We start from the raw sequence: 18,874 nt of genomic DNA, 5'->3' as shown, positions 1-18,874 counted from the left end.
CCACCTTTACCCTGGACGCGCGTTCCTGATCGGAATCGACACCGGTACGTGTTTTTATCCCATGGCCTGGCTGACCAGCGCGTACCGATGCACGCGCGCGCCGGGGGCAGGAGCATCATCGCCCCGTACCATGATCGGTGACTCGCCGCCCCGCGCAAGGCCCCGGTCGGTCAGCCACTCCGCGAGCGCCGTATGCTCGGCAGGCACGTCGATACGCACAATCTGGCCGGTGCGCCGCGCCAGCCAATAGCCGACAAGCCGGCACGCGTGATCGCTGCTGCCGGCAACCACGGGTCCGACCACATGCCCGCGGCCGAAGCGGCGGCAGATCGCAAACCCGGTGGGCCTTCCCTTGTCGTCGGGGACGATGGCGACGTCGCCGGCGTCGGCGAGGGCCGCGATCAGTTGGCGCCGCTCATAGCCCAGGGCTTCGGCGTCGAGGTTCGTGATCACGTCCAGATCTGCGGTTCGAGCGGCGGTGACACCATGGACAGGTTCGACCGTGATGCTGGTGCCGATGTGCGCCGCATTGCTGCCGATCGCGTGGAAGCCAAGCGTTTCGTACAGGCGCCGGCCGGCTTGGGTGGACACCAGCAGCAGCGTTCGTCCGCTGGCTTCGGCCTGCAGGCGCTGCATCAGCATGCGCCCGATGCCGCTGCGTTGCAGCGACGGGTCCACGGCGATCATGCCGATGGAGCCATGCGCCGAGCCGTAGGGAAACCACACCAGCGTGGCGCGCAACGCGCCATCGGAGTCAAAGGCGCCCAGTCCACGGCCGACTGACAGCGCGAACAGCCAGTCCTCCTGGCGATGAGTCCATCCCACAGCCGTCGTGAGACCTGTGGCCGCCGCGGCGTGCGCCGCATCCAGCGGCGCGATCGTGACCGTCGCGGCCATGTGATCACGCCCGTTTGCGGGCGGCCGTCGTGCCGTTCTTGCGCAGATGCGGGGCGAGGTGCTGGCCGGTATGGCTCTCGGCCGCCTTGGCGATGTCCTCCGGCGGGCCCTCGGCGACGATGCGGCCACCGCCGGCGCCGCCGTCGGGGCCGAGGTCGACGACCCAGTCGGCGGTCTTGATGACTTCGAGGTTGTGTTCGATCACCAGCACCGTGTTGCCGGTTTCGACCAGGCGGTGCAGCACCTCGAGCAGCTTGCGCACATCGTCGAAATGCAGGCCGGTGGTCGGCTCGTCGAGAATGTAGAGCGTACGGCCGGTGGCGCGGCGCGACAGCTCTTTCGACAGCTTCACCCGCTGCGCCTCGCCGCCCGAGAGCGTGGTGGCTTGCTGGCCGATATGGATGTAGCCCAGCCCGACCTGCTGCAGGGTCAGCAGCTTGTCGCGGATCACCGGCACGGCTTTGAAGAATTCGACGCCTTCGTCGACCGTCATCTCGAGCACTTCGGCGATCGACTTGCCCTTGAACAACACTTCCAACGTCTCGCGGTTGTAGCGCTGGCCTTTGCAGACGTCGCACTGCACGTAGACATCGGGCAAAAAGTGCATCTCGATCTTGATCACGCCGTCGCCCTGGCAGGCCTCGCAGCGGCCGCCCTTGACGTTGAACGAAAAGCGGCCGGGTTTGTAGCCACGCGCCGTCGATTCGGGCAGCTGCGCGAACCAGTCACGGATCGGCGAAAAGGCACCGGTGTAGGTCGCCGGATTGGACCGCGGCGTGCGGCCGATCGGCGACTGGTCGATGTCGATCACCTTGTCCAGGTGCTCGATGCCGTCGATGCGATCATGCTCGCCGGCGGTCTCGCGCGCGCCGTTGAGCCGCTTGGCCAGTGCCTTGTAGAGCGTCTCGACGATCAGGGTCGACTTGCCGCTGCCCGACACGCCGGTGACGCAGATGAAGGTGCCGAGCGGAAACCGTGCCGTGACGGACTGCAGGTTGTTCTCCTTGGCGCCGCGTACCGTCAGCGCGCGCTTCATGTCGATGCGCCGCCGGTTGGTCGGCACGGGCACCTGGCGGAACCCCGACAGATACTGACCGGTGAGGCTGGCCGGATTGCGCATCACCTCTTCGGGCGTACCTTCGGCGACGATCTGACCGCCATGCGCGCCGGCCGCCGGCCCCATGTCGACGACGTGATCGGCCGTGCGGATCGCATCCTCGTCGTGCTCGACCACGATCACGGTGTTGCCGAGATCGCGCAGCCGCGTCAGCGTCTTCAGCAGCCGGTCGTTATCGCGCTGGTGCAGGCCGATCGACGGCTCGTCGAGCACGTAGAGCACGCCGGTGAGACCGGAGCCGATCTGCGACGCCAGGCGGATGCGCTGGCTCTCGCCGCCCGACAAGGTGCCCGACGAGCGGTTGAGGTTGAGGTAGGAGAGGCCGACATTATTGAGAAAGCCGAGCCGCTCGTTGATTTCCTTGAGGATGCGGGCAGCGATCTCGCGCTGCTTGGCGGTGAGTTGGCCGGGCAGCTTGATGAACCAGTCCACGGCGTCGGCGATCGAGAAGCGGGTGACGGCACTGATATGCATTCCGGCGATCTTCACCGCCAGCGCTTCGGGCCGCAGCCGCTCGCCGTGGCAGGCCTCGCAGGGCTGCTCGTTCTGGAAGCGCTCGAGCTCCTCGCGGATCCATGACGAGTCGGTTTCCTTCCAGCGTCGCGCCAGGTTGGGGATCACGCCCTCGAACGGCTTGGTGGTCTGATACTGGCGGATGCCGTCGTCATAACGCATCGTGACGGCCTCGTTGCCGGTACCGTTGAGGATACCGTCACGCGCCTTGGCCGGCAGGTCGCGCCAGGGTGTGGTCATCTTGACCTTGTAGTGCTTGGCCAGACTCTCCAGCGTCTGGGTGTAGTAGGGCGAGTCGCTCCACGCCGCGATGGCGTTCTCCCCCATCGACAGCCGGTCGTCCGGCACCACCAGGTCGGTGTCGAAGAACATCTTGACGCCCAGCCCGTCGCAGGCCGGGCAGGCGCCCTGCGGCGCGTTGAACGAGAACAGCCGCGGCTCGATCTCCTCGATCGTGAAGCCGGACACCGGACAGGCGAACTTGGCCGAGAAGGTGGTGCGCTCGCCGCCGTCGGCGTTTTCCGCTACCGCCAGCCCGTCGGCCAGCTCCAGCGCCGTCTCCAGCGAATCGGCCAGGCGATTGCCGAGATCGGGCCGCACGACGACGCGATCGACCACGACATCGATATCGTGCTTGAACTTCTTGTCGAGCGTCGGCGCGTCATCGATCTCGTAGAGCTTGCCGTCGACTTTGACGCGCTGGAATCCCTTCTTGCGCCATTCCAGCAGCTCCTTGCGGTACTCGCCCTTGCGGCCGCGCACCACGGGCGCCATCAGGTAGAGCCGCGTGCCCTCGCGCATGGTCTTGATGCGGTCGACCATCTGCGACACGGTCTGGCTCTCGATCGGCAGGCCGGTGGCGGGCGAGTAGGGCACGCCGACACGGGCGAACAGCAGGCGCAGATAGTCGTAGATCTCGGTGACGGTGCCGACGGTCGACCGCGGGTTGCGCGACGTCGTCTTCTGCTCGATCGAGATCGCCGGCGACAGGCCCTCGATCGAGTCGACGTCAGGCTTCTGCATCAGCTCGAGGAACTGCCGGGCATAGGCCGACAGGCTTTCGACGTAGCGGCGCTGGCCTTCGGCATAGATCGTGTCGAACGCCAGCGACGACTTGCCGGAACCGGAAAGCCCGGTGATCACGATCAGTTGGTCGCGTGGCAGGTCGACATCGACGTTCTTGAGATTGTGCTCGCGCGCACCCCTCACGGAAATGAACCGGCTGGGCTCGGCGGCGGTACGGAACGCGGTAACGGGCTTGCTCATGGCGTGGCGGCGGGTCTGTCTGGCGTTCGGGGCCGGCGATTATGGTCAAGCGACGGTGACGCCGCCACTGCTCTGTTCAGGTTTTGTATCCACAGTACCCATCCGCACTGACAGAATCTGTCAGGAGGCCTGGGACCGAGCGTATGCTCACATAGGAGCTGGTGCCCATGTCTCACATCGTCCAGAGCTGCGAGACGGGTGCGGCATACAGCTTTTCCCCGAACGGGATCACCGAATCATGATCGTGTAGCACGAGCCCTCGGATGAACGACGCGCGTGTCGGCAAGCGATGCATCTATGACGGACTTTACGCGGCGAGGTATGACGACGGTCACGGCGGGCATCCGGCTATTCTAAAGTCAAGAGCCGTCCAATTTAGAAAGCACATGCCGGCTATTTTAAAGTCAGAATCTGGTCATGGGACGCTTGAATACCACCCGCAACCTAATCGGCTATCCGGCCGCCTGTGCCGCTACCCGGGCCGTGGGCCGGTCGTTCATCAGCAGCTGCATGGTGCCGGCAATCAGGCCGATCAGTACGGCCACCTTCCAGGCGAGGTCATAGGAGCCCAGCACGTCGAAGATGTAGCCGCCGCCCCAGGCTCCCAGGAACGAGCCGGCCTGATGGCTCAGGAAGGCGATCCCGGTCAGGGTCGACAGGTAGCGCAGACCGAAGATCTGGGCGACCAGCCCGTTGACCAGCGGGATCACGCCCAGCCACAGCAGGCCCATGGCGGCGGCGAACAGCAGCGTGCTGATCGGTGTCGGCGGGAACATGAAGTACGCCGCCAGGGTCAGCGACCGCAGCAGGTAGAGTGCACCCAACAGCAGGCGCTTGGGATAGCGGTCGCCCAGCCAGCCGAAGCCCCACGAGCTGATGATGTTGAAGCCGCCGATCAGCGCCAGCGCCCAGGCCCCGTAGGCGGCGTCCATGCCGCAGCTGGCGAGATAGGTCGGCAGGTGCGTGGTGAGGAACACCAGCTGCAGGCCGCAGACGAAGTAGGCGCACGCCATCACGACATAGCCGGGGTGACGGCCGGCTTCGGCCAGCGCGCCGCCGAACGTCAGTTCGCGGTCCTGCGCCGTGCCGTTGGGCAACTTGTCGGCGCGGCCGCCCAGCAGCGCGGCGGGGATCATGATCAGGCCCAGCGCCACGAAGGCGAACAGGCCCACGCGCCAGCCGTCGGCCTTGATCAGGTACTGCGCCAGCGGCGCCGTCAGCAGGGCACCGATCGAGCCGGCCGCCGAGACGATGCCGAAGGCCAGGGTGCGGCGCGACGGCACGACGACGCGCGCGGCGATGTTGGCGGTGATGCCGGACGACGTGCAGGACAGCGCCGTGCCGATCAGCACGCCGGCCCCGAGCATGATCATCGTCGCGTTCTGTGCGGTGGCTGTCAGGATCAGTCCGACGATGTACATCACGCTGCCGGCCACGGCGACCCAGCGCGTGCCGTAGCGGTCGGCCAGCGCACCGACGAAGGGCTGCGTCACGCCCCAGGCGACCTGCTGGATCGATACCGCCAAGGCGAAGTCGGCGACGGCAATGCCGAGCCCCTGGGATGCCGGTGTCTGGAACAGGCCCAGGCTTTGGCGCATGCCCATGGCCAGCGTCATCATCAGTGCCGCGCTGCCCAGAATCAGATCGGCCTCGCGGCGGCTGACCCGCGGGCTGTGGTAGGCATCGGCAATGGCAGCAACGGACATCGGCAGCACCCGAAACGTGCAAAGTGATCGCGAACTATAGGGTCAGCCCACGATACGGACATGGTGCAAAAAATCTGGGCAGGGATGCGCCCATGCTCCTCAATTGGTACCTGGGCTATCTGGCTACAGATACATCTGTCATCCCGAGCACAGCGAAGGGATCCAGGCGCCGTTCCTGGATTCCTCGCTGCGCTCGGAATGACAGTCGCGATCCGCTAGCGTGCCTGCGACATGAGTTCGACTAGGCGGCGGGCTTGGGCGGGCAGCACGACGCCCACCGGGTGCAGAGCCAGCGCGTTGAAGCGGATCTCTTCGGTCAGGTTCACCAGTACGATCCGCGGCGATTGGTAGCTTGCGAGCGCCAGGGGATTGACCAGGCCGATCCCGGCACCCTCGGCCACGAACGTCGCGACGTTCAGCGAATAGGGCGTTTCGATCGCGACCTGCAGTTCCTGGCCGGCCTTGGACATCAGGGCCGTGAGCGCGCGGCGCGCCACGTCGACCGGCGCCAACGCGATGAAGGGTTCGCCGGCGAGTTCCGCGATGCGCACGCGCCGACGGCCCGCAAGCCGGTGACCGACCGGCACCGCCAGCTGCGCGCGGCTGCTCTGCACCACCGTCGTCGACAGGCCGTGGGTGTCGATTTCCTCGGCGGCGAAGCCGATGTCGCTGCGCCCGCTCATCACGCGGTCACGCACCTCGGGCGAACTCACGATGTCGACCGAGACGGTCAGCGCGGGAAACTCCTGCCTCAGACGCGCGATCATCCGCGGCATCAGGCCGTAGCCCATGGCCGGGTATGCGGTGACGTGGAGCACGACGCCCTGACCGCCACGCATCGCGGCGGCGCGCTCGCGCAGCCGGTCGAGTCCGGCGTACAGGCGTGTCGTCTCGACGAACAGCGCCTTGGCCTCCGGCGTCGGATGCAGGCGCGCGCGCTCGCGCACGAACAGGCGCAGGCGCAACGTTGCCTCCAGCTGGCCGATCAGCCGGCTGACGGCGGGTTGCGAGGTGTGGATCAATTCCGCGGCACGCGCCGTGGTGCCGCATGTCATCACGGCGCGGAACGCTTCGACCTGTCTTGGGTTCATATCAATTCTGCATTGACTTTATTCAAACTGTTATTGGAATGCATACTCCTGTCAAGCCACTGTCCGGCCATGGACACACCCGATCGCGCCGCCGATGCCGGCCGGTTCGCCGCGCTCACTGTGCCGGTGCACCATGCCTCGACCCTGACCTTCGCCACGACCAGCGCTTTCCTCGGCCGCCGCAGTCAGCTGTTCGACGGCTACAGCTACGGGCTGTACGGAACCCCGACCACCCGTGCGCTCGAGGATATGGTCGCCACGATCGAAGGCGGCAGCCGCAGCATCGCCGTGCCGTCGGGCCTGGCCGCGGTCACCGGTCCGCTGCTGGCGCTGCTGCGCGCCGGCGATCAGGTACTGGTCGCCGATTGCGTCTACGGTTCGACCCGGGACTTCTGCACCGAGATCCTGCAGGCGATGGGGATCAGCGTGGCGTTCTTTCCCAGCGATGCCGACAGCATCGCCGGCCTGCTGACGCCGGCCACGCGTCTCGTGCTGCTCGAGACGCCCGGCTACTACACCATGGAACTGCAGGACATCGATGCCATCGCCCGCGAGGCGCATGCGGCGGGCGCGCTGGTGATGGCCGACAACTCCTACGGCTTCGGGCTCTCGAACCTGTTCGCGCATGGCGTCGACATCGTGGCCTCGGCGCTGTCGAAGTACGGTTCCGGGCACTCCGACCTGTGCATGGGATCCATCACCGTCGCCGACGACGCCCTGTTCCGCCGGATCAAGCTCGGCGTCACGCGGCTGGGAATCGGCATCGCGGCCGATGACGCCTATCTGGTGATTCGCAGCCTGCAGACGCTGTCTGTCCGGCTTGCCGAACACGGCCGGCGAACCGAGCCCGTGGTCGCGTGGTTGGCACAACGCCCCGAGGTCGCGGCGGTGCTCTATCCGCACAGTGTCGGGCCGCAACGCGACCGGCATGCCCGCTTCTTCCGCGGTGGCCATGGCCTGCTGGCGGTACGGCTGCGGCAGGCGTCGCTCGCGCGCGTGTCGGCGATGCTCGATTCGATGCAGGTATTCCGCATCGGCGCCAGCTGGGGTGGCGTGCACAGCCTGATCGCGCCGTTCGATCTGTCGACCGCGCGGCGTACGGCTTCGGCGCGGCAAGAGGGCTGGCTGCTGCGTCTGCATGTCGGCCTGGAGCCGCTCGACAGCCTGCTGGCCGATCTCGACGCCGGCTTCGCCCGCCTCAACGCTTCGTCCTGAGGGAGGACACCATGTCGTTCTGCCGGCTCACTGCCGCTGCCATCCTGTTGCTGGGCCCGTCCGCCGCGTGGTCGCAATCGTCACCGACCCTGGATAAGGTCAAGGCGACGGGCGTGGTGGCGATCGGCACGCGCGAGGCGTCGATCCCGTTCAACTATCTCGACGACAAGAACCAGCAGGCCGGCCTGTCGTGGGAGATCGCGCTCAAGGTCGTCGACGCGCTGCGGTCGCGGCTCAACATGCCCGACCTGCGCGTCAACCCGGTCAATGTCACGCCGCAGACGCGCATTCCCCTGGTCGCCAACGGCACGCTGGACCTGGAGTGCAGCTCGACCACCAACAACACCGAGCGGCAACGCCAGGTGTCATTCTCCAACACGTTCTTCGTCGTCGGCAGCCGGCTGCTGGTGCGCAAGGACTCGGGTATCCGCGATTGGCCAGACGTCGCCGGCAAGAACGTGGTGGTGAGCGCCGGCACGACAGCCGAGCGCATCCTGCGCAAGCTCAGCAGCGACAACAACTGGCAGGTCAACGTCGTGCTGGCCAAGGACATCAGCGAGAATTTCCTGATGGTCGAGACCGGCCGGGCCGTCGCGGCGATGCAGGATGACGTCATCCTGTTCAGCAACATCGCGCGCGCCCGCAACCCGGCGCTGTGGCAGGTGGTCGGCGCGCCGCAGCAACGCGAGGCCTATGCCTGCATGTCGCGCAAGGACGATGCGGTGTTCAAGGCGATGGTCGACGGCATCATCGCCGACCTGATGCGCAGCGGCGGCTACGAGGCGCTCTACACCAAGTATTTCCTGAAGCCGATCGCCGTGAAGGGCGGCATCACGGTCAACCTGCCGCTGTCGGACGACATGACGGCGCTGATCCGCGACCCCAACGACCGGCCCTACCAGTAAGCCCATGACGTATGCATGGGACTGGCTGATCTTCTTCAAGCCGTCGGTGACGGGCGAGGGCCTCTATGGCTGGATGCTGGTCAGGGGGCTCGGCTGGACGCTGCTGATCTCACTGCTGTCCTGGCTGTTCGCCCTCGCCCTGGGCACCGTACTGGGTACGATGCGCACGCTGACCAACCGCTGGCTGGCGTGGCCGGCGCTGCTCTACGTCCATTGCTTTCGCAACACGCCGCTGCTGGTGCAGTTGTTCCTGTGGTTCTTCGTCGTGCCCGAGTTGCTGCCGCCGGCCTGGGGCACTGCCATCAAGCAGCTGGCGCCGACCACCGGCCAGTTCCTGACCGTCGTGCTCTGCCTGTCGCTGTACACGGCGGCCAAGGTCGCCGAGCTGGTGCGTGCCGGCATCGAGGCGCTGCCGCCGGGACAGCGCGCCGCCGGCGCCGCCATGGGCCTGACGCAGGTCGACGTCTATCGCTACGTGCTGCTGCCGCAGGCCTTCCGCACCATCGTGCCGCCGCTGACGTCGGATTTCATGAACGTGTTCAAGAACTCGGCGGTCGCCTTGACGATCGGGCTGATGGAACTGACCGGCCAGAGCCGGCAGCTCAGCGAATTCTCGGCGCAGTCCTTCGAGGCCTTCACCGCAGCGACGCTGATCTACATGGCGGTCACGTACGGAGTCGTCCTGGTGATGCGCCACGTCGAAAGGCGGGCACGGATACCCGGCATGCTGGGGACTGCGAGCGGGTGATGACCTACAATTTCGATTGGTCCTCGATTGCCCGTGCCTGGCCGTACCTGCTGGATGGCATGGGCACGACCTTGTTCCTGGTCGCCGTCGCCATGGTGCTGGGCGTCACCTTCGGCACGGTGCTCGCCATCCTGCGCCTGTTTGGTCCCCGATCGGTTGCCATGCTGGCGGCGGGCTACGTCAATTTCTTCCGGTCGATCCCGCTGATCCTCACGATCTTCTGGTTCTTTTTCCTGGTGCCGCTGGTCGTGCGCGCCATCACCGGTAATCCGTATTTTGCCGTCGGCCCGGTCTATGCCGCCATCGCCGCTTTCGTGCTGGCCGAGTCGGCCTACTATTGCGAGATCATCCGCGCCGGCATCGGCAGCGTGCGTGCCGGCCAGTTCCAGGCCGCCCGGGCGCTGGGCATGACCACCGCCCAGGCTCTGCTGTACGTGGTCCTGCCGCAGGCCTTCCGCAACATGACGCCGGCGCTGATCAACCAGACCGTGGCGCTGCTGAAGGACACGTCTTTGGTCTATGTGATCAGTCTCAACGATTTCCTCGGCGCGGCGGCCAAGATCGGCCAGCGCGATGGTCGGCAGGTCGAGATGTTCCTGTTCGCTGCCGCGGTCTACCTGGCGCTGTGCTCGCTGGGCACCATGGGCGTTCACCTCCTGCAGCGTCGCGGCGCGCCCTCCCGAAGGTAAGTCATGATCGCCATCAACAATGTCAGCAAATGGTTCGGCGACTTCCGGGTGCTCGCCGACTGCACCACGCGCATCGACAAGGGTGAGGTTGTCGTGGTCTGCGGCCCGTCCGGTTCGGGCAAGTCGACCCTGATCAAGACCGTCAATGCGCTGGAGCCGTTCCAGCAGGGCGAGATCATTGTCGACGGCGTTTCGGTCGGCGGCCTCGGCCGGGGCCTGCCCAAGCTGCGGGCCCGGGTCGGCATGGTGTTCCAGCACTTCGAGCTGTTTCCCCATCTGACGGTCACCGAGAATCTGACCCTGGCGCAGGTCCGGGTGCTCGGCCGCGGCAAGGCCGAGGCGCTGGCCAAGGGGCTGCGCTACCTCGAGCGCGTCGGCCTGGCGGTCCAGAAAGACAAGTATCCGGCGCAGCTATCCGGCGGCCAGCAGCAGCGCGTGGCGATCGCCCGGGCGCTGGCCATGGACCCCATCGTCATGCTGTTCGACGAGCCGACCTCGGCGCTCGATCCCGAGATGGTGGGCGAGGTTCTCGACGTCATGGTCGGCCTGGCCAACGACGGCATGACCATGATGTGCGTGACCCACGAGATGGGCTTCGCCCGCAAGGTCAGCCACCGCGTGATCTTCATGGACGAAGGCCGCATCGTCGAGGATTGCGGCAAGGACGCATTCTTCGGCGATATCGACGCCCGCTCACCGCGCGCAAGAGAGTTCCTGTCCAAGATATTGAATCATTGAGAACCCATGTTCGTCATCCAGGTGGTGGCCTTACCTCTGAGAAGACCTACAACTATAAATACATAGACTTTTGCTTTATTCTATTCATGATATGTTCCGATCGAGATGACAGGAGCGGCAATCGATGTGCGCCAAAGGCGATCTCTATCCGGTGAACGGGTCTAGGACAACCCAAGTACCGGAACGCCGAATAGCGCGCATAGCCGCCACACTCACGCTCGCGGTGATCCTGTTACTCCAGCCGGTGGCAGGGGCGCTGGCCGGCCCGTTCGAAGACGCGAACGCGGCGCTGGATCGGGGCGATAGTGCCACGTTCCTGCGCATCATCCGGCCGCTAGCTGAGAAGGGTAATGCACGTGCTCAGAACGCTCTTGGCTTTGCCTACCAGGACGGAAAAGGTGTAGCGCAGGACGACGGCGAAGCGCTGACATGGTATCGCAGGGCCGCTATGCAGGGCTTTGCCGCCGCTCAGGTCAATCTCGGCTTCCTGTACGTCAACGGTCGGGGGACGCCGAAGGACGATCGTGAAGCACTGACATGGTTCCGTCGCGCCGGCGAACAGGGCGATGCCCTCGGCCAGGTCAACCTCGGCTTCATGTGCCACTGGGGCGTTGGCATGCCCAGGGATGATCGTGAAGCGCTGAAATGGTTCCGCAAAGCAGCCGAGCGGGGAAGCGCCGCGGGGCAGGTCCAGCTCGGTCATTTGTATTTCAACGGCCACGGCACGCCTCAGGACGACCGCGAGGCGGTGCGGTGGTACCGCAAGGCCGCCGACCAGGGCGATGCAGACGGTCAGACCAGCCTCGGTTTCATGTTCATGGAAGGGCGCGGCGTGCCGGTCCACTACGCGGAGGCTGCTCGCTGGTATCGCCGCGCGGCCGACCAGGGTGACGCGTGGGGGCAGTATTATCTGGGAAACCTGTATCGCAACGGTAATGGCGTACCGCGTGACGGTGAAGCCGCGATGCGGTGGTTCCGCAAGGCTGCCGAACAGGGCGACGAGGACGCGCAGCTCGAACTGGGCGGGATGTACGCCGAAGATGGCCCTTACCGCGATGACAGCGAAGCCGCGCACTGGTACCGCGAAGCGGCCGACCAGGGCAACGCCCGGGCGCAATATCTCTTGGGCGCACTGTATGCGGTTGGTCGTGGCGTAAAGCGTGATGAGGCCGAGGCCGTGCGCTGGTACCACAAAGCGGCCCAGCAGGATGACGTCGAGGCGCAAGTTGCGCTGGGCGATGCCTACCGCAACGGCAAGGGCGTACAGCGTGACGGTGTCGAGGCTGTGCGCTGGTATCGGAAGGCTGCTGAACAGGATGACGAACATGCTCAGCGTCGTCTCGGGGGCATGTACGCGGCGGGAAATGGGGTGCCGCGCGACGATGCGGAAGCTGCAAAATGGTATCGCCGCGCCGTCGCCCAGGACCTCGCCATCGCTCTGATTGATCTTGCTCATCTCTATGTGCAGGGTCTGGGTGTGCCACGCGACTTCGTGGAGGCTGTGCGACTATATCGACTGGCTGCCGAGCAACGCTTGATCAGTCCGTATTACTATCTCGCTGTGATGGCGGCCAATGGTGTCGGCGCTGCCCAGGACGACGGTGCGGCGGCGAACCAGCTTCACATAGCTGCCCGCGAAGGTGGCGCCGAAGCCCAATATTGGCTGGGCCAGCTGTATGCCGACGGTAGAGGCGTCCTGCTCGACAAGGCCGAGGCCGCGAAATGGTGGCGCCGTGCCGCCGAACAGGATGCCGCACCGGCACAGGTTCTTCTCGGCCTGGCGTACCTTGACGGCATCGGCGTGCAGCAGAGCGATATCGAGGCGGCGACCTGGTTCCAAGCTGCGGCGGTGCAAGGTGACGACGAAGCCCAGGCCTACTTGGCTGAAATGTATTTCAGCGGTCGCGGTGTGAACCGGAATGATCAGATGGGAGCGAAGCTCTATCGTCTCAGCGCCGAACAGGGCAATGCCGGTGCGCAAACAGGTTTGGGTGTCGCCTATCTCTCTGGCGCCGGCGTAACGCAAAGTGATACCGAGGCGGTGAAATGGCTGCGCGCCGCGTCAGCGCAAGACGACGCCGCCGCCCACTTTCATTTAGGTGTCATGTACTTCGAAGGCCGCGGCCTTGCGCAAGACAAAGAAGCGGCGATCAAGCTCCTTCATCGCAGCGCCGAGCGAGATTTTGCCCATGCGCAGTACGCCCTCGGCGTTGTCCATCACCGTGGTGACGGGGTGGCCCAGGATTTTGCAGCTGCGGCGGCATGGTATCGCAAGGCGGCGGACCAGGGCCATGCCCACGCCCAGTACTGGCTGAGTGTCTTGTATAAAGAAGGGTCGGGTGTGGCCCAGGACGATCAAGCGGCATTGCGATGGTTGCGGCAGGCCGCCAAACAAGGGTTCGCCGTGGCTCAGCGCGACCTCGGTCGTCGTTATGCGCGTGGCGTTGGTGTAGCGGAGGATCTTGTCGAGGCAGCGCGCTGGTATCGCCGCGCGGCGGAACAAGGTGAGGCTCTGGCGCAGCATGATCTTGGTATCGCCTATAGCACCGGCCATGGCGTGTCCCAGGATGACATTCAGGCCTACATATGGCTTGTACTCGCTGCTTCCGCGGCGGGTGACCCCGAGGGGCGCAGTCGTGCCGCCAGCATCCGTGATCGGGTTGCCACGCGGCTGACGCCGGAGCAGATCAACAATGCGCTCCTGCGCGTCGTTGATTTCGAGCTAATTGTTACGCCGTTCCGGTAGTGCGAGCGGCCCTACCTAAGCCGCCTGCGCCGCCACGCGTGCCGTCGGCCGGTCGTTCATCAGCAGCTGCGCGGTGCCCGCGATCAGGCCGATCAGCACCGCGACCTGCCAGGCGCGCTCGTAGGAACCCAGCATGTCGTAGATCAGGCCGCCGCCCCAGGCGCCCAGGAACGAGCCGACCTGGTGGCTGAAGAAAGCGATGCCGGTGAGCGTCGACAGGAAGCGGATGCCGAAGATCTCGGTCACCAGCCCGTTGACCAGCGGGATCACGCCCAGCCACAGCAGGCCCATGGCGGCGGCGAACACCAGCGTGCTCGTCTGGCTGATCGGCATCGAGAAGTAGGCGGCGATGAACAGCGAGCGCAGCACATAGATCAGGCCCAGCAGCAGGCGCTTGGGATAGCGGTCACCCAGCCAGCCGAACAGCCATGAGCCCAGCACGTTGAAGGCCCCGATCACCGCCAGCGCCTGGGCGCCCACCATGGGATCAAGCCCGCAGCTGGCCAGGAACGTCGGCAGGTGCGAGGTGATGAACACCAGCTGCAGGCCGCACACGAAGAAGGCCAGCGCCATGACGACATAGCCGTTGTGGCGCCACGCCTCGTCGAGCGCGCGGCCCAGGGTCAGGTCCTTGTCGCGGGCGGTGGCGTTGGGCAGCCGGTCGGCGCCGCTGCCGATGAAGGCCGCCGGCAGCATCACCGCCGCCATGCCGATGAACCCCGCCAGGGCGAAGCGCCAGCCATGGTCCTGCATCAGCACCTGGGCGAAGGGCGAGGCCACGAACGTACCGATCGAGCCCGCCGCCGACACCAGGCCGAACGCCAGGCTGCGTCGCGTCGGCACCACCACGCGCGCGGCAATGTTGGCGGCGATGCCCGACGTGGTGCAGGAGAGCGCCACGCCGACCAGCAGGCCGGCGCCGATGGTGATAGTGAGCGCGTCGGTAGCCCATGCCGTGAGCGCCAGGCCGGCGGCATAGAGCGCGCTGCCGACCACCGCGACCCAGCGCGTGCCGTAACGGTCGACCAGCGCACCGATGAACGGTTGCGTGACGCCCCACACGATATTCTGCACGGCGATGGCGAACTGGAAGTCGGCGGCGGTGATACCAAGCTCTCGCATCACCGAGGGTTGGAACAGGCCCAGGCTCTGGCGCATGCCCATGGCGAGGCTGAGCATGACGGCGGCGCCGCCCAGAATGGCGAAGCTCTGGGCGCGGTTCAGCGCGGCGGTGTGGAAGGATCGGGCGGTCATGGGTTTGTTGCTGACGGGGTGGGATGAGGGGCGGCACCATATACACCGATCGGTGTGCCACCACATGCAAAGGCCTCACACCCGGATGAGCGCAGCGCAACTGAGCGGGGGACAATTTTCGACGTGACAGGCCGGGCAATCGGTCGCAGCGTCTCGACGTTCTAAGAATCAAGGGGGAAACGATGACGACATTCGTTCTGGTCCACGGCGCCTGGCATGGCGGTTGGTGCTATGCCCGGACGGCAAAATTGCTGCGCGCGCAGGGCCATGACGTATTCACGCCGACCATGACCGGTGTCGGCGAGCGCTCGCACCTCGACATGGTCAACGTGAATCTCAGCCTGCACATCCAGGACATCGTCAACGTCTTCAAATGGGAAGACCTGACCGATGTCGTGCTGTGTGGCCACTCCTACGGCGGCATGGTGATCACCGGCGTGGCCGACGCGCTGGCCGATCGCATCCGGTCGCTGGTCTATCTCGATGCCTTCGTGCCCGAGGATGGCAGCACGCTCTGGAATCATCTGGCGGAGGCTCAGAAGGAGTTCTTCATGGCCGGCGTCGCGAAGAACGCCGGGGTCAAAACCGATCCGATCCCCGGCGAGGCCTTTGCCGTCAATGCCAAGGATCTCGGCTGGGTCAACGGCAAGTGCGTACCCATGGGCGTCGGCTGTTTCCTCGAGCCGGCCCGGCTCAGCGGTGCCTACCAGCGGGTGGCCAAGCGGACTTATATCTATGCATCGGGCTGGAGCCCGTCGCCGTTCACGGCGTTCTACGAGAAGCTCAAGGACGATCCGGCCTGGAAGACGCAGGTCAGCCCGGTCGGCCACGACGTCATGGTCGACGACCCCAAGGGCCTGGCGGACATGCTGATCGCGGCGGCGTGAGCTCGGCAGCGGCCCCGGTTTCAACCGAAAATTGGTGGTTGCCCACAGGCCGGGTGCGCTAGGTTCGCCGCCGTGAGGTAGGAGCGGCCGTTGCCGCTCCGGGAAAGCCGAAAGGAGCGCCCCATGGCCGGCAGCGTCAACAAAGTCATCCTGGTCGGAAATCTCGGCCGCGACCCCGAAATTCGCAATATGCCCAGCGGCGGCATGGTCGTGAACATGTCGGTCGCGACGTCGGAGAACTGGCGAGACAAGGCCACCGGCGAGCGTAAGGAACGCACCGAGTGGCATCGCGTCGTGATCTTCAACGACAAGATCGGCGAGATCGCCCAGAAATATCTGCGCAAGGGCTCCAAGGTCTATCTCGAAGGCCAGCTGGCCACGCGCAAATGGACCGACAAGGACAACCAGGAGCGTTACACGACCGAGGTCGTCGTCCCCCGTTTCGGCGGCACGCTCACCCTGCTCGACAGCCGCGGTGAAGGCGGCGGCGGTGGTGGTGGCGACGACTATGGCAATGGAAACGGCAACGGTGGCGGCGGCTCGGGTGGCGGTGGCGGCGGTCGATCGACGCCCCGCAGTGGTGGTGGTGGCGGCGGCCGCCCGGAACTCGACGACGACGTGCCGTTCTAGTCTTCTTTTCCCGGAAGCGCGGGTGGGACGCCCGCGCCTCCCGGGGTTTCAAGCCGGCAACCCCATGGCTTGCAGCGCGGCGATGGTGGTGGCCGGATCCCGGTGGTGGATGCCGCGCATCCCCAGCGTGCTGGCGGCGTCGGCATTGACCTTGTTGTCATCGATGAACACGGCGTCGGTCGCCGCGAAGCCGCCGCGGTCGAACAGCACCTGGAACAGGCGCGGATCCGGCTTGACCAGCTGCTCTTCGCCCGAGACCACGATATCGCGGAACAGCGACAGGCAGGGCAGGCGTGGCCGCGTGCGGGCAAAGGTATCGGCCGCCCAGTTGGTGAGCGCGTAGAGCTGTGTTCCCGCCGCATGCAGGCGTTCGAGCAGCGCCACCATGGGCGCGATTTCCCCGCTGATGGCCTCGTCGAACCGCTCGACGTAGGCGGCGATCTCGGCGGCATGGTCGGGATAGCGGGCCAGCGTATCGGCAATGGCGGCACGCGAATCGCGATCGATATCAAGCCGCAGATAGAACGCACCATTGCAGACATTGGCCAGAAACCAGTCCAGCCGCGTGGCATCATCGAACAGCTTGCTGAACAGATAGCGCGGATTCCAGTCGACAAGGACACCGCCGAGGTCGAACACGACGACAGACGGCACGGCGGGCACGGACGATGACACGGCAGGCACTCCAGACTGGACACGGCGACGATCACGATGGTGCCAGTCGATCATGTCCCCGTCTTGACAGAGAGATCGCTAGCCGGTGGCGGGGTAAATCTGGTGGGATGGCGCCATGACTGCAACAGTTGATCAGATCCTCGCCGATTTGTGGCAGGTCGCCGGCGGCCATGCCGGCGCCCTTGATGATGTCACGCTGAGCGGCGCCGAGCCGGTGCTGCCGTCGTCGTTTCGGGTCGGCGCCGCGGCGCAGGCCAGCATCGCGGCGGCGACGGCCGCGGCTGCCGAGCTGTGGCGGCTGCGCACCGGCCGGCACCAGCGCGTGTCGGTCGACATGCGCCATGCCGCCGTCGAGTTCCGCAGCGAGCGCTACCTGCGGGTAGCGGGTCGCCCGGCCACCGAACTGTGGGACAAGATCGCCGGCACCTATCGCTGCGGTGACGGCCGCTGGGTGCGTCTGCATACCAACTTTCCGCACCACCGCGATGGCGTTTTGAAGCTGCTCGACTGCGCCCACGATCGTGATGCCGTGGCCAAGGCGCTGTCGGGCTGGAAGGCGGAGGCCTTCGAACAGGCCGCGGCCGATGCCGGCCTGGTGGTGGCGATGATGCGCAGTCCGGCCGAATGGGATGCCCATCCTCAGGGCCAGGCGCTGGCCGACCTACCGCTGATGCGGGTCGAGAAAATCGGTGATGCGCCCGCCGGCGAACTACCCGGCGATCCGCAGCAGCCGCTGAGCGGCGTTCGGGTGCTGGACCTGACGCGCATCATCGCCGGACCGGTCTGCGGCCGGACCCTGGCGGCGCACGGCGCCGATGTGCTGAATATCAGCGGCCCTGGGCTGCCGTCGGTCGAACCGCTGGTGATCGATACCGGCCGTGGCAAGCGCGCCGCCCACATCGATCTGCGCACGCCGGAAGGCCGGGAGACGCTGCGGACCCTGGTGCGCGGGGCCGACGTCTTCGTGCAGGGCTATCGGCCAAATGCCATCGCCGGCCTGGGCTTCGATCCGGCGACCCTGGCGGCGCTGCGTCCGGGGATCGTCTGTGTCACGCTCTCGGCCTATGGCGAAGCGGGCCCGTGGGCGGATCGGCGCGGCTTCGACTCCCTGGTCCAGACGGCGAGCGGCATCAATCACGCCGAAGCCCAGGCGGCTGGCATCACCGAGCCCAAGCCGCTGCCGTGCCAGGCGCTGGATCACGCTTCGGGGTACTTGCTGGCGCTGGGCGCCATGATCGCGCTGCTGCGCCGTGCCCGCGAAGGCGGCAGTTGGCATGTCCGCGTGTCGCTGGCGCAGACCGGTCGCTGGATCGCCGGCCTGGGCCGCCTCGAGGCCGGTTTGGGTGGCCACGATCCCGGGCTGGAAGACGTGCGCGATCTGCTTGAGGAATCGGACAGCGGATTCGGCCGTCTCACGGCCGTGCGCCATGCCGGCCAGCTGTCGGAAACACCGCCCCGCTGGGCATGTCCTGCCGTACCGTTGGGCACTCATAGGCCGGTCTGGGCTTCGTAACGCCGATCCACACGTATAGGTAGAATAAATGGCAGTTTCTGTCGCAGTGGCGGGTGCGCGTGACTGCCCCTGGAGAGGTGACCAGATCTGCAATTGCGCCGGCGATAGCCGAATTCACCGTCAACGGCATGCACAGGTCTAATTTTTATATAAAAATCAACTACTTATGCTCCCTCAATTGGGCGGGATTTCGTTTGCGCAAACCGCGCCATTTGATAGTGTGCGCCGCGTCCTTCCGGTCCCGCCGTAAGGGCCCTGTCTAGCGATCTACTTTGCTTGTAAAA

Annotated in this window: 15 protein-coding genes; 9 read left to right on the top strand and 6 right to left on the bottom strand. The window is 65.9% G+C overall.

From position 1 onward, the window contains the following. Positions 1-54: 54 nt before the first annotated feature. The 4 genes from FQU96_RS08750 to FQU96_RS08735 form a co-directional block, all read right to left on the bottom strand. Positions 55-897 carry a GNAT family N-acetyltransferase gene (locus FQU96_RS08750; RefSeq protein ID WP_146540475.1) on the bottom strand — a complete coding sequence of 281 codons (843 nt, stop codon included), beginning with the start codon at positions 895-897 and terminating at the stop codon, positions 55-57. 4 nt (positions 898-901) lie between these two features. Further along, positions 902-3,793 carry an excinuclease ABC subunit UvrA gene (uvrA, locus tag FQU96_RS08745; RefSeq protein ID WP_146540474.1) on the bottom strand — a complete coding sequence of 964 codons (2,892 nt, stop codon included), beginning with the start codon at positions 3,791-3,793 and terminating at the stop codon, positions 902-904. 452 nt (positions 3,794-4,245) lie between these two features. Beyond that, positions 4,246-5,412 carry an MFS transporter gene (locus tag FQU96_RS08740; protein WP_255467931.1) on the bottom strand — a complete coding sequence of 389 codons (1,167 nt, stop codon included), beginning with the start codon at positions 5,410-5,412 and terminating at the stop codon, positions 4,246-4,248. A gap of 302 nt (positions 5,413-5,714) precedes the next feature. After that, a complete protein-coding gene (locus FQU96_RS08735; protein WP_146540472.1) occupies positions 5,715-6,590 on the bottom strand; it encodes a LysR substrate-binding domain-containing protein in 876 nt (291 codons plus the stop codon). 69 nt (positions 6,591-6,659) lie between these two features. On the opposite strand from FQU96_RS08735, the gene FQU96_RS08730 reads away from it, so the two are divergent. The 6 genes from FQU96_RS08730 (at position 6,660) to FQU96_RS08705 (ending at position 13,631) form a co-directional block, all read left to right on the top strand. Then, positions 6,660-7,805, top strand: a complete 1,146-nt coding sequence (locus FQU96_RS08730; RefSeq protein WP_146540471.1) for a PLP-dependent aspartate aminotransferase family protein — start codon at positions 6,660-6,662, stop codon at positions 7,803-7,805. 11 nt (positions 7,806-7,816) lie between these two features. Then, the gene (locus tag FQU96_RS08725; RefSeq protein ID WP_146540470.1) at positions 7,817-8,710 is read left to right on the top strand and encodes a transporter substrate-binding domain-containing protein; all 894 of its coding nucleotides are present in this window, start codon (positions 7,817-7,819) and stop codon (positions 8,708-8,710) included. A 4-nt stretch (positions 8,711-8,714) separates the two neighbouring features. Continuing rightward, positions 8,715-9,458, top strand: coding sequence for an amino acid ABC transporter permease (locus tag FQU96_RS08720; protein WP_146540469.1), 744 nt, complete (start codon positions 8,715-8,717; stop codon positions 9,456-9,458). Continuing rightward, the gene (locus FQU96_RS08715) at positions 9,458-10,147 is read left to right on the top strand and encodes an amino acid ABC transporter permease (protein ID WP_146540468.1); all 690 of its coding nucleotides are present in this window, start codon (positions 9,458-9,460) and stop codon (positions 10,145-10,147) included. The genes FQU96_RS08720 and FQU96_RS08715 overlap by 1 nt, the downstream gene beginning before the upstream one ends. Positions 10,148-10,150: 3 nt before the next feature. Beyond that, on the top strand, positions 10,151-10,885 hold the full coding sequence (locus tag FQU96_RS08710; RefSeq protein WP_146540467.1) for an amino acid ABC transporter ATP-binding protein: 735 nt from the start codon (positions 10,151-10,153) through the stop codon (positions 10,883-10,885). A gap of 124 nt (positions 10,886-11,009) precedes the next feature. Further along, on the top strand, positions 11,010-13,631 hold the full coding sequence (locus FQU96_RS08705; RefSeq protein WP_146540466.1) for a tetratricopeptide repeat protein: 2,622 nt from the start codon (positions 11,010-11,012) through the stop codon (positions 13,629-13,631). A 15-nt stretch (positions 13,632-13,646) separates the two neighbouring features. On the opposite strand, the gene FQU96_RS08700 is transcribed toward FQU96_RS08705, so the two are convergent. Further along, positions 13,647-14,885 carry an MFS transporter gene (locus FQU96_RS08700; protein WP_146540465.1) on the bottom strand — a complete coding sequence of 413 codons (1,239 nt, stop codon included), beginning with the start codon at positions 14,883-14,885 and terminating at the stop codon, positions 13,647-13,649. A 182-nt stretch (positions 14,886-15,067) separates the two neighbouring features. Between FQU96_RS08700 and FQU96_RS08695 the strand changes: the two genes are divergently transcribed. Both FQU96_RS08695 and ssb read left to right on the top strand, forming a co-directional pair. Further along, positions 15,068-15,772, top strand: a complete 705-nt coding sequence (locus FQU96_RS08695; protein ID WP_146540464.1) for an alpha/beta hydrolase family protein — start codon at positions 15,068-15,070, stop codon at positions 15,770-15,772. Positions 15,773-15,895: 123 nt separating this feature from the next. Next, positions 15,896-16,402, top strand: a complete 507-nt coding sequence (gene ssb, locus FQU96_RS08690; RefSeq protein WP_146540463.1) for a single-stranded DNA-binding protein — start codon at positions 15,896-15,898, stop codon at positions 16,400-16,402. Between the two features lie 48 nt (positions 16,403-16,450). Here the strand turns inward: ssb and FQU96_RS08685 are convergent, their stop codons facing one another. Then, positions 16,451-17,077 (bottom strand): HAD family phosphatase, encoded by a 627-nt coding sequence (locus FQU96_RS08685; protein ID WP_218574655.1) that lies wholly within the window; start codon positions 17,075-17,077, stop codon positions 16,451-16,453. Between the two features lie 115 nt (positions 17,078-17,192). Between FQU96_RS08685 and FQU96_RS08680 the strand changes: the two genes are divergently transcribed. After that, on the top strand, positions 17,193-18,590 hold the full coding sequence (locus FQU96_RS08680; RefSeq protein ID WP_146540461.1) for a CoA transferase: 1,398 nt from the start codon (positions 17,193-17,195) through the stop codon (positions 18,588-18,590). The last annotated feature ends 284 nt before the right edge of the window (positions 18,591-18,874 follow it).

This window comes from Reyranella sp. CPCC 100927 (assembly GCF_007859315.1).
GTDB lineage: Bacteria > Pseudomonadota > Alphaproteobacteria > Reyranellales > Reyranellaceae > Vineibacter.
Note: the sequence above shows the minus strand (reverse complement) of the source record. Positions and strands in the feature narration are given on the sequence as shown.

Bases quoted from the DNA above. Each gene is read 5' to 3' on its own strand.
- ssb (WP_146540463.1), top strand. From the start codon at position 15,896: ATGGCCGGCAGCGTCAACAAAGTCATCCTGGTCGGAAATCTCGGCCGC.
- FQU96_RS08710 (WP_146540467.1), top strand. From the start codon at position 10,151: ATGATCGCCATCAACAATGTCAGCAAATGGTTCGGCGACTTCCGGGTG.
- FQU96_RS08705 (WP_146540466.1), top strand. From the start codon at position 11,010: ATGTGCGCCAAAGGCGATCTCTATCCGGTGAACGGGTCTAGGACAACC.
- FQU96_RS08720 (WP_146540469.1), top strand. From the start codon at position 8,715: ATGACGTATGCATGGGACTGGCTGATCTTCTTCAAGCCGTCGGTGACG.
- FQU96_RS08680 (WP_146540461.1), top strand. From the start codon at position 17,193: ATGACTGCAACAGTTGATCAGATCCTCGCCGATTTGTGGCAGGTCGCC.
- FQU96_RS08695 (WP_146540464.1), top strand. From the start codon at position 15,068: ATGACGACATTCGTTCTGGTCCACGGCGCCTGGCATGGCGGTTGGTGC.
- FQU96_RS08700 (WP_146540465.1), bottom strand. From the start codon at position 14,885: ATGACCGCCCGATCCTTCCACACCGCCGCGCTGAACCGCGCCCAGAGC.
- FQU96_RS08730 (WP_146540471.1), top strand. From the start codon at position 6,660: ATGGACACACCCGATCGCGCCGCCGATGCCGGCCGGTTCGCCGCGCTC.
- FQU96_RS08725 (WP_146540470.1), top strand. From the start codon at position 7,817: ATGTCGTTCTGCCGGCTCACTGCCGCTGCCATCCTGTTGCTGGGCCCG.
- uvrA (WP_146540474.1), bottom strand. From the start codon at position 3,793: ATGAGCAAGCCCGTTACCGCGTTCCGTACCGCCGCCGAGCCCAGCCGG.
- FQU96_RS08735 (WP_146540472.1), bottom strand. From the start codon at position 6,590: ATGAACCCAAGACAGGTCGAAGCGTTCCGCGCCGTGATGACATGCGGC.
- FQU96_RS08740 (WP_255467931.1), bottom strand. From the start codon at position 5,412: ATGATGACGCTGGCCATGGGCATGCGCCAAAGCCTGGGCCTGTTCCAG.
- FQU96_RS08715 (WP_146540468.1), top strand. From the start codon at position 9,458: ATGACCTACAATTTCGATTGGTCCTCGATTGCCCGTGCCTGGCCGTAC.
- FQU96_RS08750 (WP_146540475.1), bottom strand. From the start codon at position 897: ATGGCCGCGACGGTCACGATCGCGCCGCTGGATGCGGCGCACGCCGCG.